The following is a 13848-nucleotide window of genomic DNA, read 5'->3' on the forward strand; positions in this document are numbered from 1 at the left end:
AAAACCACTCCACCGTTTATTAGTTTCCAATGCGATAAGGAGGGAGAATAAAAAAGTCCAATCGCTGTATACAAATTATGTATATTCAATCGTGGTTTTTTGGTTCTCATTGTCAGGTACAAGGGACTTCTTTTACTTCCAGGAAAAAAATCAGGGACATGTAGGCTAACAGACTATACCAATGCGGGCTCCACTAATATGATGGGTTAATGTATAGAGTAAAATAAGAGGGAGATGGAGAGATGAAAATATTACTTGCCACGTATTGGCCTATTCCACATGTTGGGGGAGTATGGCGGTATATGGAGCAGCTTCAGAAAAAGCTGGAATCCTTAGGGCATGAAGTGGATTTAATGGGGTATGGCGAGGATAACAGCCATGTGTATCTTGTGAACAAGGATGAAAAGCTGCAAGATGACCAGCTGCTTCCTTTACTTCGTGCTAAACTCACACCGCAAACCCATCCTGAGATTTATGCCAATAAACTAGTGGAATATACCGAGTTCCACCGTTATGTCTATGAGCTTTCTGCTGCTTATTTTGGACTGGATAAATATGATGTCATCCATACACAGGATGTTATTTCTACTGCAAGTATAGATCGTGTCCGTCCAAAGAAAACCGCATTAGTCGCCACGCTGCATGGTTCTGTTGCCCATGAAATCCGGCACCAATTAACAACCATTCATAAATCCTCCAATTCCTATCTTGCGAGGGCTTATTTTGATGAACTTGAAAAAGTGGGTGCCTCCGCTGCGGAAACCACCATTGTTGCAAATCAATGGCTAAAGAATATTTTAACAAATGAATTCAATGTTCCCTCCAACCTTATTAAAGTGTTCCATTATGGGTTTGATACACAAAGCTTCCTAAAAAGAATAAATGAGGGATCCCCTATAAAGAGGCCGAAGGATAAAAAGGTCATTCTTTATTCGGGCAGGCTAGTTGAATTAAAAGGCGTCCACCACCTCATAAATGCTCTTGGCAATTTAAAGAAGGACCGGAGTGACTGGGTGTGCTGGATTGTAGGTTCTGGTGACCACCAGGCAGAATTGGAGGGACAAAGTAAAGCGCTTGGCCTTGATGAAGATGTGTTCTTTTTTGGAAAAAGGGATGATGTCCCTAGTTTAATGGCTAAGTCTGATATTTTTGTCCTTACAAGCCTTTTGGAAAATCAGCCTTTAGCGGTCATAGAGGCTCAAATGGCAGGACTGCCCGCGATCGTCAGCGATGTAGGGGGGCTTCCGGAAATTGTGAAAAACGAGGTAACCGGGATTATTATACCATCAGGGGATGAAGAGGCATTATACAAGAATCTAAATCAATTACTGGACGACGAACAGCGCAGGAAAAAACTTGGGGCCAATGCGAAACAATGGGCTCAGCAGCACTGGTCCTTGGATAAAGAGGTTAAAAACGTAGTGGATGTATACAAAAATGCAATTAACCAAAGGGGGAAGAGCAACAGGGATGATACAACTGACAGCATTCATTAAAGCGTTCTTCCTCCGGGCATTATCAACGGTGAAAAAATGGTGGAACAGCCTGTGGAATTGGAGGAAAAACCGCTTAGAAGAAACGGATCCGTCTATTGAAACAAAAAGGGTAAAGCCATTTACTTTAATTCACTCTGATGCCTATAACTCACTGTTTTTATCGCCGGATACAGAAACGAAGCTGATGGTACACCGTGAAATCTGGGAACAAATTACGTCTTCCCTGCCGCAGGATTATGTATTGCCCGGTCCGCCATTGAATGAAATGGTCCGATCCATGAGCAGTAAAGGGTATGACAGTTTGTTTTCAGCATCAGCAGCACATGCTGATTTACTGGTGGACAACAAGGTGTGGAACGCCATTAAACAGTCTTTGCCTTCAGAATATATACTTCCGAATTCTTCCTCTTTGCTAGTGTTTAAACCGATGAGCGGGGAAACGTACCATCATTTATTCTCATCACCCTTGGAAACCAAGGGCGTGTTTGTCGACAGTCAAATCTGGGGGAAGATTGCACTTTCATTGCCGGCAAATTACAAAATGCCGAATCAGGAGATTTACGATATCCTTAAGCCAATGAACAGTGATGCCTACCATCATATCTTTCCAGGTTCTTATAAAACCCCGTATATATTCGTAGATAACAAGATATGGGAGAAGATAGTCGCCTCATTCCCCCCAGGGTATGAGATACCCAATTCATTTATCTTTATCCATTTAAAAAAATATAAAAGCGACCCTTATCATTCCATATTCATAAAACCGGATGTCGGCGCAGCCACATTTATGGATGATCGTATATGGGGGCCATTGAAGGCTTCTTTACCAGATGATTACAGAATCCCGCGTCCAGACAGTATACTGAATGCCTCGTGTCCAAATAAAGAGTGACGAGGCAGTCCTCCAAAGGCTTTCAATTACAAATCCATGTCCATTCGACCAAGAAAGGAAAGAGAAGAAGGACGGTAAGGGTCTGATAAAGCTCAATGCTGATATTGACTAATTGGTGAATGGAGCAGATACGCAAGACTTTTGATTGGTAAAGCGGGTTAAGGGAGCCCCGCAGGCTAAAATCAACATGAGGCGGCTTCCAATCCGCCCGTCTGGAGTGGAAATGAACAGGCAAGATGAACAGAGCCTATTGGAAAGAAAAAAGCTGTTTGATTGAGCTAAAAGGGAACCCAGTCGTTTCCTTTATTTTTTTGACTACAAACACCAACAAAGTTTACGAAAAAATCCTCTAATTAAGAAATCAGTACGTATATCATATTTTCATTCCCACTGTTAATTAGCCCTTCCTTTTTACGTTCCAAGTGCATTTACTAAAGTATGGGACAAAACAGCAGGAATACTTATCAGTGTATTTAAGGAGATGAAAACATGAGTTTAGAGGAAATAAAAGGTGAATATGATGCTATTTTTAGCCTGGGGCATCTGTGTTTGGCAGGGCTCCAACTGAAAAAGAATCAGTTAAGACCATTCTCAGGTGTGCTGGATTGGATGGGATCCAACTCCTTGCCAGATGTCAACCGTTTACTGAAAAATCGTTTTGCCGGTTTTATGGACTTTAAGAACCTTGCCATAAGAGGATATGCAAATGAGTATAATCTTCTCGTTGAAGATGAAGTGTATCATATCTTTTCCAACCATGACTTTGCAGCAGACAAAAACACCCTTACCCATCTGGCTGCCTATCCGGAAGTGAAAGAGAAATTTAACAGGCGGATCAAGCGGTTCTTAGAGAAAATGGAAACAAGTAAGCGTATTCTATTTGTTCGCACGGAAGGATCTTTCGCAGATGTTTTAGAATTAGAGTCTGTCCTTTCTGATTTAGTAAAACATGATTTTAGGATTTTAGTTGTGAATCATACAAACGTACAAGGGTTGGTTGAAAAAGAGTGGCCGGTGGAAAGAGTCGCCGTAGTGGAGCTTCCAAACAAGGAGATTTGGGAGGAAAATGACCAGCTTTGGAAAACGATACTGAGTGATGTTCATCTTCGTGTGTAGATGTAATGAAGTCTGCAAATGAAGACATGATCTGTATTCAGAGGAATAAGAATATAAAATGGTCATGTTATAAATTCGTCTTCTCGTCAGCCTTCTTAACCTATTCAAAAGCTGGATATCTTTTCTTTTACTCATTTTTTTAGTGTGAATAATAGTAATAAAGTTTTTGAAAAAGAGCCTTACAATAAAGCTCGTCTTTCAACGGACGAGTTTTTATTTTCAAGTTTTTAAAAGGCCTATACGGATAATTGCTTGCTTTTGACTCATTCCTATAAGACATTCATTTTTAAAGAATGAGCCAAAAACAAGAGAGGTAAAGCTATTTATAGACTTTAAGACCGATTGAATGGAATAGCAGATGAGCAGGGACGTTTTTCATGGGAAAAAGAGTTTTAAACCGCTGATTAATATGATGATGATCATGATTATCCGCAGCAGCTTAGGAGGCGTTTTTGTGCTCAGTTTACTGCCAATAATCGTTCCAGGAATAGAGCCGCACAGCAGATTACCTGCCAGTAGATAATTGACATGGCCGCTCCCTATCATAAGGAAACCGGTTACGGTTACGAGAATGAAGGCATGGGCAATATCTGTCCCTACTATCTCAGCGGATTTTTGGTTGATAAAATAAAAAAGGATAAGCGCAGTGAAGCTGCCAGCTCCTACAGATGTAGCTCCTACAATCATGCCTACTATAAATCCCAATCCCATTAGATGGAACCGTTTTTCGTTCAGGCTTCTAAGCCTCCATTTATTTGATTTACCAGGAATCCAAAAGAGCTGGACAGCGGTAAGAAATGAAAGAAGAACTAAAATGACACCTAAAATGATGGTTACAGTATGTTGATTGTAGTAGGGAGATAACACGGAAAAAACGGCCAAATTAGCTAGGATGGAGCCGGGAACGCTGCCTAATGCTAGATACTTTACAATCTTAAAGTCCACCGTTCGCTGCTTAACATGCTGGAGGGTACCTGCTAATTTTGTAATAGAGTTATAGACAAAATCTGTACCAATAGCCATCGAAGGGTTAATGCCGAGAAAAATTAATAAGGGAGTTAAAAGGGATGCTCCCCCTACCCCTGTAAGGCCCACCAGACCTCCTACTAAAAAACCCATTAGAACAAACTCTATGCTCATAAAAGAAACACCCCAACGTCTTTTGTTTTTTTAACAAGCTGTTTTCGTGTAAATGGCTTCTTTTCGTACAATGGAAAAATCCGTATGTTCGCGGCTTTATGCCAAATAGCAGCAACATGAAAAGACCCTTAAAAACAGATGTCTATTCACGTCAATATTTTTCATAAAGAGAGGTAATGAATCAATGACGATTTCTCCACACGGCGGTAAATTAATAAATGCTTATGATCCCTCCTATTCTATCAACCCCTTACACGCATCATTAGAGATTGATGCTTTTACATTGGCCAATTTAGAATGTATTGCGAATGGCGCCTACAGTCCGATAAACGGGTTTATGTCCAAGGGGGATTACGAAAGTGTACTTCATCATATGCGGTTGGAAAATGGATTGGTATGGACACTTCCAATAACACTGCCCGTTCCTAAGGACCGAAGTCTTTCTTTTCATACAGGCGACACCGTAAATCTGATGCATGATGGATGTATTTATGGAGTAATGGAGATAGAGGATCTTTATGAGGCGGACACTGCTCTCGAAGCCCTGCATATTTTTAAAACAACCGAAACGGATCATCCGGGTGTAAAACGGTTATTTGAACAATCGAATCTTTATGCAGGAGGAATGGTGACCATGATCAGGCTTCCCAAGCGGGAGGTCTCGGATAAATATTTTCTCACTCCATCGGAGACCAGAAAGGCTTTTAATGACAAAGGCTGGAAAAACATTGTCGCGTTTCAAACGAGAAATCCTATTCACCGTGCCCATGAGTATATTCAAAAATCGGCGCTCGAAATTGTGGATGGACTTCTCATACATCCTTTGGTTGGCCAAACAAAGCAGGATGATATTAAAGCCTCCACCCGGATGAAAAGCTATGAAGCCATTATCAAGCACTATTACTCCGACCAGTACACTATGCTGGCAGCTTTCCCCGCCCCCATGCGGTATGCTGGGCCAAGAGAAGCAATTCTTCATGCACTCGTAAGAAAAAATTACGGCTGTACCCATTTTGTTGTAGGACGTGACCATGCGGGGGTAGGCAATTATTATGGGCCTTATGATTCCCAAATCATTTTCCAGTCTTTTTCTGCCCAAGAATTGAAAATTGCCCCTTTGTTTTATGAACATAGTTTTTATTGTAAAAAATGTGCCGGTATGGCTTCTGTTAAAACCTGTCCTCATAAAGACAGCGATCGGATTATTTTATCCGGAACCAAAGTCAGAGAAATGCTGAAAAACGGCGACCGTCCGCCAGCTGAATTCAGCCGGCCTGAGGTAATCGATGTTTTAATAGAGGAAATGAGGGGAACCGATGAGTGATGCATATGATAAGAATCTTGCCTGGCATTTCATGAGAATTAAGAAGGAAGATCGCCAAAAACGAAGAGGGCATAATAGCTTTGTTCTTTGGTTTACGGGGCTCTCAGGGTCGGGTAAATCCACCCTTGCCAGCTGTGTAGAAGAAAAATTATTTTCGATGGGCATAGCCACCTATGTTCTGGATGGTGATAACGTTCGCCTGGGGCTAAATAAGGACTTAGGGTTCAGCCAGCAGGACCGAACAGAAAACATTCGAAGAATCGGTGAAGTGTCTAAATTATTTATTGATGCCGGTATTGTTACACTAACCGCTTTTATTTCTCCCTATAAGTCTGACCGGCAGCTGGTAAGAAGCCTGCTGGAAGAGGGAGAATTTATAGAAATCTATACAAAGTGCTCCATCGAAGCATGTGAAAAAAGAGACCCAAAAGGATTTTATAAACTGGCCAGGCAGGGTAAAATTTCTGACTTTACCGGTATTTCGTCCCCGTATCAACCTCCAAGGCAGCCTGAGATCACCATCGACACTGAACTGCAATCTGCTGATGAAGGGGCGGATGACATCATTCAATATTTGATTAAGCATGAGTATTTAACTAGATAAAATAGGGGATTAAAGTGGGGTATCCGGAGCCATGAGGATGATAGCTAATTTTGTTCATCCTCCGTTTCGGACATAAAAATCTTTTTTTTACATAGGCTTTTTTCGTAAACTTTGTTGCTATTTGTACTGAAGAAATAATAAAACACTAGTTTCAGTATACAAGCTTTTGAATATTGGCTGAAAAGATCTCGGATGACTGACAGAATACGAATTTATCCATTTTACGAAAAGCGTCAATAAACAATAAAATCCGGTTTCCTAGCCCATTATGTTTCGCAGAAGTAGTTAACCTTATGTATTTGGCCTAACTTTTCCAATTCAAATTTGGAAGGGCCCCTTCACAAAACATTAGATTCTTTTTACGATCTAATTTATAAATAATAAACGTGTCTCTTTTCTTAGCTATATTAAGGCTCTTTGTAATTCTTCTCGCGCTGCTTTTGACCCACTTCGTTTCTCTAAGTAAAATTCTACTGGCTCCCCATGGACAGCTGCGTAATTTTCTATCCCTGCATGTTCAATTGTTGAGCTTCTGTTGATACCTTGGCATATCTATGACACGTAATAAATCTCTTGTCATACGTTTTATGTACTTTCACCAATAGATGAGTTTGTACGTTCGTTTTATAGACAATTAAAGGCATTAACTATGGGTTAGATCTAAAATAAGTGTTGTTTTAGAATCCAGTACAATACAAGAAGACTTCTTGTAAAGAAAGCGCTCTTTTGATTAATGCAGAAGTTCCACGAAGCAAAATTCACAAAAATCAATATCCCTTTGATATTTTCTGCAATCAGATTTTCTATACTCCATTTTCTATTATTAAAATCTCATCTTGATTTAATAACCATAGACACTAAAGGAGAGGAGATACCATCAATATTAAAGGGATCCATACGTGGGATATTCAGTACAATATCCTTGCAAATACAATACGCCATTAAAAATAAAATCCTTTAAGAAAATCATAATTTGAAACGTGTCTTTGAGAAATAAGTAAACCTTTTAGTTGACAAAAAACCCGTTGATGGTTTTTATTTGCAAATGAGTATTTGATTTCTAATACAACTATTCTGTTAAATAAAAACGTTTAGGAACATAATGTCAACTTGCATTAGTAAGCATGTGATAGCAACCATTAAAGATTCCGAGACCGTTTCTCTTTTTAAATTTACATTAGGGCTATCTAATAAGCATATGAAAAAAATAGAAAGTATTCACAAGGATTTACCGAGGCAGATGTAAACCTAAATGCTCCTCCCTTATTTACAGCAAAGTTTTGGCTAATTTATATACATCATATGACCATGCACGGCTTAGCTGGATATACTTTTTCTTTTAATGTATCTGCCAGAAAAGATATAAGAGACCATTTTTATGAATGCATATCTTTACATTAAATTGATGACATCCTGTTATCTAAAGATATTTATCAGCGGTCCCCTTTCCACGGAAAACAAGAGCAAACCCATGTTGATTTTCACTGGAAGCACTTCTTTTCGCTTCAATCAACCTTTAAGTTAAATCAAGATTGGGAATGTACATAGGCAGCGTTTTAATCATCTTGACGGTTGAGTTTCACCCCAAATACGTGCTTTCCGCGAGCGTAATAGGCAAGGGCAACAACCTACATAAAAAAATTTTATAGAACATCTGATAAAAACTAATCAAAATGCACTCAAAAGAGGATAACCATTTGTCTTTGCAGAATAATGCAATATTTAGGAGATGGGGGATGGGTGTGAACAGGGTAGTCAACTACTATAATCAATTTGATGAATGGGGGCGTCTTGATCGCGAGCCTATAGAATTTAAAGTGAACTGGCACTACATCAATCGTTATTTGCCTGCCGGCGGACGAATTTTGGATAATGGGGCAGGGCCAGGTAAATATTCAATGAAGCTTGCAGAGAAAGGCTTTCGGGTAACGGTAACCGATTTGACGCCACGCTTTGTCAGAATGGCAGAAGAAAGAGCAGAGGAGCTGGGGCTGAGGACACAATTCGATGGATTTTATGCAGCGGATGCCAGATGGCTTAGTGAACTTGACGATCATCAATTTGATGCGGTGCTGATGCTTGGACCCATGTATCATCTGCAGGAAGAACCGGATCGCATTCAGGCGGTTAAAGAGCTTTATCGTGTGACAAAGGCGGAGGGTATTGTTTTCGTGGCATTTATGCCAAGACAGCGGCATATGCTTTCTTCCCTGCTTGCCCCTGAAAATTGGAAGCCGAATCACTCTTCCCATAAAATTAAGGAATTTATGCAAACAGGCTGTTTCAACCACGAGGATGCCGGACGTTTTACGGGAGCGTATTATTTTAATATAGAAGAAATTCAGCCATTTATGGAAAGGCAAGGCTTTGAACCCCTTGCGCTCATTGGTTCAAACGTAGGAACATTTTTATCTGGAGAAGCACTGACATATTGGCGCGATAAAGGAGAAGAAGAGAAAATCACCGACTTGCTGATAGATAAAGCAAGTGATCCTTATCTGCTGGGAGCCTCTTCACATCTTCTTTATATTGGAAAGAAAAAGTTGTAAGCATTGTATAAGTGGAAGGGAGTGAATTCGTTGGAACAGAAGGTATTGTCTTATTGTTTAAAAGGGGATGTACTGGGAGCTTATGAATATTTAAAGCATGCCAAAAAAGGGAATGACATGGAAGCCTTATTCCAGCAATACACGGAACGTTTTTTTCAGCATGAGCCTGTTTATCCCTACAAAACCAGTTATCCTTGGATAAAAGAAGTACTAAAGAGTTACTTTGATTATTTTACAGCTGTGCTGGCACGTAAAGAAAATGAGGTGCTCGCTGAAGAAGTTTTGCTTAACAGGTTATCGAATCTTTTGGCGGATGGCCATTTTGCACATCTGGATGAAGCGGAGGAGGCTCTTGAGAAAAAGTTCCTAGAAAAGGGACTTTACTTTCTGGGAGGAGTAACAGCTCCTTATCGAGGCCCTTATATATGGAGAAGGCAGGAAAAGAAGGAATACGAGGTAATCCTGCCGTCCGGCATTCAAAGGGTGACCGTTTATTTCATGGATGATTTTCTTCTGCACAGCTGGCTGCATTTCGCTACCTTTGGAAAAATGGCAGCAGGCGGATGGGCGAAAAGGGAAGCCTTGTACTGTGTAAAGAAACGATATGAAAAAATGCTGAATCAGCCCGCTTTTCTTGTATCATTTTTAAAGCATGAGGCCCAGCATTTCAAGGATTATCAGGATTTCCCTAGACTTGGTCCTTGTGATCTTGAATACAGAGCAAAGCTTGTAGAATTAATGTATGATCCATCTACAAGCCTGCTAGAAGCATTTTCGAGACAGGCTGATCCAGCTCCCAACAATCCTCATGCCTATGCCAGCTTTGTCCTTCTTTCAAAGCTCGCTGATATGCTCTTTGGCCATGATGCTAGGGGAGAAATCATTGACTGGGCAAAAGTGGATAGGGGGGGGGTTCATTCGGCTGCGGGAGAATTATTTGGTCAGCATACTGCTCAATTAACGGAGAAAGGAAAAGACACGGCAGTGGGAGTTATTTAAGATGAATATGTATGTGCACATTCTTTCACCAATGAATAGGGAAAGAATGAAATTTTGTCACCCGCTTTTCAATAATAATGATATACTAAAGAAAACGATGTCATTTAATGGGTGATGCACGTGTCGGACGATAAAAGAAACAAAGCAATCGAGGCAGCAAAAATGTACTATCTCCTGGATTTTAATCAAAATGAAATTGCGAAAAGACTAGGGGTATCAAGGCCAACTGTTTCGAGGCTTTTGCAAACGGCCAAAAAAGAGGGGATTGTCCAAATCAAAATAATGGATACCTCGGAAAATAATGAACAATTATCCGCTGAACTTGAACAAAAGTTCGGTTTAAAAAGAGCAGTGGTGACAGCGGTTCCACAGTTTGAGGAAACGATTATTAAAAAATACCTGGGTGAAGCTACCGCTGTTTTCTTGGATGGCATTGTAAAAGATGGCGACACAATCGGAGTTACCTGGGGAACCACTATCTATCACGTAGCCACCGAACTGAAGCAAAGCCTGGCAAAGGACGTGAAAGTCGTCCAGCTAAAGGGCGGCATCAGCCATTCTGAAAAGCATACCTATGTATCGGAAATTTTATATTTATTTGGAAAGGCATTTAACACCACCCCGCTGAATCTTCCGCTCCCTGCCATTGTCGATCATATAGTGGTTAAAAAGGCCATGGAAGCGGACCGGCATATCCGAAAAATCCTCGATACAGGGAAAAATGCCAATATCGCCTTGTTTACAATCGGGCCGATTAAACCGGATTCTCTTTTATTTCAACTGGGATACTTTGGAAAAGAAGATCTTGATGCGATTTATTCCAAAGCGGTAGGCGATATTTCTTCCCGTTTCTTCGACGGAGACGGTAATATCTGCAATGAAAGCCTGAATGAGAGAACGCTTGGCATCGATTTATGCGAGTTAAAGGAGAAAGAGTATTCGATCATAGTGGCGGGCGGCCCTGATAAGATTAATGGCATTTACGGAGCTTTAAAGGGCGGTTTTGGAAACGTACTCATTACAGATCAATATACGGCCCAGTTTTTATTAGATGTAAAGGGCTGAAAAAACATAGTGCCTGGCAGCTGCTGCCGGGCTTTTTTGTGTTTTAGATTATGATAAAAATCTAAACCTGTGGATACTTTTCTTGTTTTGAAGACGATGACATACATAGCCGATTAGCAAGGCGCTTGCGCTTTTCTTAGCGGATCTGCTGCAAAAGTACTGAACCTTTTGTTTTACCTCCTCTTCTTAAATCAAGCATCGGCTAAGTCTTTAATACTAGTGCAGCTGTTAAATCTTTTGTCAGCAATTCCGTTTGTTAGACACTATTTAAAGCATAATAGCAGCCAGATTTATTATAAGAAAACAGCTAGTTATAAGTGACCTTCGGCAGGAACTCTGCTTCTGTTTTTTTCTTACATTTAACTTCCACTCATGGAAATAAAAGTGTTTTACAAATGTGCAAAAAGTTGTGTACATATGTTCAATGCTTGTGTTATAGTAATTTTGTGCTAGACAAAAACGTAAATTGAATGTTATTTCACACTGTATGTAAGCGTTCACTGCTTCATTCAATTTTTTCATATATGGGGGAATCCTAAAATGAGAATGGTTGACTTAATTGAAAAAAAGAGAAATGGCGAAGAACTTTCAAAACAAGAGATTGATTTTATGATAAAAGGCTATACAAATAATGAGATCCCGGATTATCAAATGTCAGCATTTGCAATGGCTGTCTTTTTCCAGGGAATGACTAAGGGAGAAAGGGTGAACCTGACACAAGCAATGGTGGAGTCAGGCGACCAAATCGACCTGTCAGGCATTCAAGGGATCAAAGTAGATAAGCATAGTACTGGAGGAGTAGGTGATACTACTACATTAGTACTGGCTCCGCTCGTTGGTGCTCTCGGTGTTCCTGTTGCGAAAATGTCAGGAAGAGGATTGGGGCATACAGGCGGAACAATTGATAAACTTGAATCTGTTCCTGGGTTCCACGTAGAGATTACAAATGATGAATTTATCCGCCTTGTGAATGAGAATAAAATTGCTGTTATCGGCCAGAGTGCCAACTTAACACCGGCAGATAAAAAGCTTTATGGACTGCGCGATGTAACGGCAACGGTTGATTCCATTCCATTGATTGCAAGCTCCATTATGAGCAAGAAAATTGCAGCAGGGGCGGATGCCATTGTCCTGGATGTAAAAACAGGCAATGGTGCTTTCATGAAAAACCTTGATGATGCAAAAGAATTGGCACAAGCAATGGTTGAAATCGGCAATGGCGTAGGCAGAAATACAAAGGCCATTATCTCGGATATGAGCCAGCCTCTTGGATTCGCAGTAGGAAATGCGCTAGAGGTAAAAGAAGCCATTGATACACTTAAGGGTGAAGGGCCAGAAGACCTTCATGAGCTTTGCTTATCCCTTGGCAGCCATATGGTGACATTGGCAGGAAAGGCTGCTTCTCTTGAAGAAGCAAGGAATATGCTCGAAGAAGTAATGAAAAACGGAAAAGCCCTTGAAACCTTTAAAACCTTCCTTGCTTCACAGGGAGGAGATGCAACTGTAGTGGATCAGCCTGAAAAGCTTCCGACAGCAGAATTTGTGATTGAGGTACCTGCGAAGGAAAAGGGATATGTTTCTGAAATTACTGCTGAAAGCATTGGGATTGCCGCTATGATGCTCGGTGCCGGACGCTTGACGAAGGAATCTGACATTGATCTTGCTGTGGGGGTTATGCTCAATAAAAAGGTTGGGGATATGGTAAATGAAGGCGAAGCGATTGCCTATATCCACAGCAATACAAAAGATGTCAAAGAGGTAATGGACAAAATCTACTCAGCTTACCAGGTTGTAAACGAAAAAGTAGATGCTCCAACACTTATTTATACAGAAATCCAATAATGAACCACCAGAAAGGAAGTAAAAGAGATGTCTAAAGAACTAGCAAAATTAATTGACCATACACTATTAAAAGCTGATGCCACTGAGGCAGAAGTAAACAAATTAATCAAAGAAGCAAAAGAAAATCTATTCGCATCTGTCTGCATTAATCCAGTTTGGGTTAAAACGGCTGCAGAACAATTAAAAGAGACTCCTGAAGTGAAAGTATGTACTGTAATTGGCTTTCCTCTTGGAGCAACTACTTCAGAAGTTAAGGCTTTTGAAACAGCTAATGCAATTGAAAATGGTGCTGATGAGGTAGATATGGTCATCAACATCAGTGCGCTGAAGGACAAAAAATATGACATCGTTGAAAACGATATTAAAGCAGTAGTAGATGCGGCTAAAGGCAAAGCACTTACAAAAGTAATCATTGAAACATGCCTGCTTACAGACGAAGAAAAGGTAAAAGCCTGCGAACTAGCAGTAAAAGCTGGCGCTGATTTCGTTAAAACTTCAACAGGTTTCTCAACGGGCGGCGCTACAGCAGAAGATATAGCATTAATGAGAAAAACAGTTGGCGAAAACGTGGGTGTTAAAGCATCAGGCGGAGTACGCAGCGTGGAAGATGCAGAAAACATGGTAAAAGCAGGAGCAACCCGAGTCGGTGCAAGCTCTGGTGTTGCCATCGTAAACGGCCAAAAATCAAACGCTAGTTACTAAGAAAAGCGGAAGGGACCCGCTAATCGGCGACCAGCATATGCCAGACCGTCAAGAAGGTTTGCCTTTTAACCTTCATGGCGGTAAGGCATATGACCTCGAGCCGATGGAACCTTCCAACT

The 13848-nt window shown here is 40.7% G+C and carries 11 protein-coding genes and 1 pseudogene; 11 read left to right on the forward strand and 1 reads right to left on the reverse strand.

What is annotated here, in order from left to right:
• Nucleotides 1-242: 242 nt before the first annotated feature.
• The 3 genes from A5N88_RS18725 to A5N88_RS18735 all read left to right on the forward strand — a co-directional run bounded on the left by A5N88_RS18725 (nucleotide 243) and on the right by A5N88_RS18735 (nucleotide 3504).
• The gene (locus tag A5N88_RS18725; protein WP_066268781.1) at nucleotides 243-1496 is read left to right on the forward strand and encodes a glycosyltransferase family 4 protein; all 1254 of its coding nucleotides are present in this window, start codon (nucleotides 243-245) and stop codon (nucleotides 1494-1496) included.
• Nucleotides 1471-2388, forward strand: coding sequence for a hypothetical protein (locus tag A5N88_RS18730; RefSeq protein WP_066268783.1), 918 nt, complete (start codon nucleotides 1471-1473; stop codon nucleotides 2386-2388). The genes A5N88_RS18725 and A5N88_RS18730 overlap by 26 nt, the downstream gene beginning before the upstream one ends.
• Nucleotides 2389-2877: 489 nt before the next feature.
• Nucleotides 2878-3504 carry a DUF1796 family putative cysteine peptidase gene (locus A5N88_RS18735; protein ID WP_066268785.1) on the forward strand — a complete coding sequence of 209 codons (627 nt, stop codon included), beginning with the start codon at nucleotides 2878-2880 and terminating at the stop codon, nucleotides 3502-3504.
• A 375-nt stretch (nucleotides 3505-3879) separates the two neighbouring features.
• On the opposite strand, the gene A5N88_RS18740 is transcribed toward A5N88_RS18735, so the two are convergent.
• Nucleotides 3880-4644, reverse strand: coding sequence for a sulfite exporter TauE/SafE family protein (locus A5N88_RS18740; RefSeq protein ID WP_066268788.1), 765 nt, complete (start codon nucleotides 4642-4644; stop codon nucleotides 3880-3882).
• A gap of 184 nt (nucleotides 4645-4828) precedes the next feature.
• Here A5N88_RS18740 and sat point away from each other — a divergent pair, with 184 nt between their 5' ends.
• The 8 genes and pseudogenes from sat (at nucleotide 4829) to deoC (ending at nucleotide 13729) form a co-directional block, all read left to right on the forward strand.
• Nucleotides 4829-5968, forward strand: a complete 1140-nt coding sequence (gene sat / locus A5N88_RS18745; protein WP_066268793.1) for a sulfate adenylyltransferase — start codon at nucleotides 4829-4831, stop codon at nucleotides 5966-5968.
• Nucleotides 5961-6572 carry an adenylyl-sulfate kinase gene (gene cysC, locus A5N88_RS18750; protein WP_066268795.1) on the forward strand — a complete coding sequence of 204 codons (612 nt, stop codon included), beginning with the start codon at nucleotides 5961-5963 and terminating at the stop codon, nucleotides 6570-6572. The genes sat and cysC overlap by 8 nt, the downstream gene beginning before the upstream one ends.
• Nucleotides 6573-7844: 1272 nt before the next feature.
• A pseudogene (locus A5N88_RS26420) lies at nucleotides 7845-7973 on the forward strand (DUF3231 family protein); the annotation flags it as partial.
• Between the two features lie 341 nt (nucleotides 7974-8314).
• Nucleotides 8315-9121, forward strand: a complete 807-nt coding sequence (locus A5N88_RS18755; RefSeq protein ID WP_157090798.1) for a class I SAM-dependent methyltransferase — start codon at nucleotides 8315-8317, stop codon at nucleotides 9119-9121.
• Nucleotides 9122-9151: 30 nt separating this feature from the next.
• Nucleotides 9152-10120 (forward strand): hypothetical protein, encoded by a 969-nt coding sequence (locus A5N88_RS18760; protein WP_066268799.1) that lies wholly within the window; start codon nucleotides 9152-9154, stop codon nucleotides 10118-10120.
• A 120-nt stretch (nucleotides 10121-10240) separates the two neighbouring features.
• Entirely contained in the window at nucleotides 10241-11185 is a 945-nt protein-coding gene (gene deoR, locus A5N88_RS18765) for a DNA-binding transcriptional repressor DeoR (RefSeq protein WP_412733823.1), read from the forward strand.
• Between the two features lie 540 nt (nucleotides 11186-11725).
• Nucleotides 11726-13027: a pyrimidine-nucleoside phosphorylase gene (locus tag A5N88_RS18770; RefSeq protein WP_066268801.1), complete on the forward strand. Its 1302-nt coding sequence runs from the start codon at nucleotides 11726-11728 to the stop codon at nucleotides 13025-13027.
• A gap of 27 nt (nucleotides 13028-13054) precedes the next feature.
• A complete protein-coding gene (deoC, locus tag A5N88_RS18775; RefSeq protein WP_066268802.1) occupies nucleotides 13055-13729 on the forward strand; it encodes a deoxyribose-phosphate aldolase in 675 nt (224 codons plus the stop codon).
• The last annotated feature ends 119 nt before the right edge of the window (nucleotides 13730-13848 follow it).

Source organism: Heyndrickxia acidicola, from assembly GCF_001636425.1.
GTDB lineage: Bacteria > Bacillota > Bacilli > Bacillales > Bacillaceae_C > Bacillus_AE > Bacillus_AE acidicola.

Coding starts and splice junctions, on each gene's coding strand:
- A5N88_RS18730 (WP_066268783.1), top strand. CDS start 1,471: ATGATACAACTGACAGCATTCATTAAAGCGTTCTTCCTCCGGGCATTA.
- sat (WP_066268793.1), top strand. CDS start 4,829: ATGACGATTTCTCCACACGGCGGTAAATTAATAAATGCTTATGATCCC.
- A5N88_RS18735 (WP_066268785.1), top strand. CDS start 2,878: ATGAGTTTAGAGGAAATAAAAGGTGAATATGATGCTATTTTTAGCCTG.
- deoC (WP_066268802.1), top strand. CDS start 13,055: ATGTCTAAAGAACTAGCAAAATTAATTGACCATACACTATTAAAAGCT.
- cysC (WP_066268795.1), top strand. CDS start 5,961: ATGAGTGATGCATATGATAAGAATCTTGCCTGGCATTTCATGAGAATT.
- A5N88_RS18740 (WP_066268788.1), bottom strand. CDS start 4,644: ATGAGCATAGAGTTTGTTCTAATGGGTTTTTTAGTAGGAGGTCTGGTG.
- A5N88_RS18770 (WP_066268801.1), top strand. CDS start 11,726: ATGAGAATGGTTGACTTAATTGAAAAAAAGAGAAATGGCGAAGAACTT.
- A5N88_RS18725 (WP_066268781.1), top strand. CDS start 243: ATGAAAATATTACTTGCCACGTATTGGCCTATTCCACATGTTGGGGGA.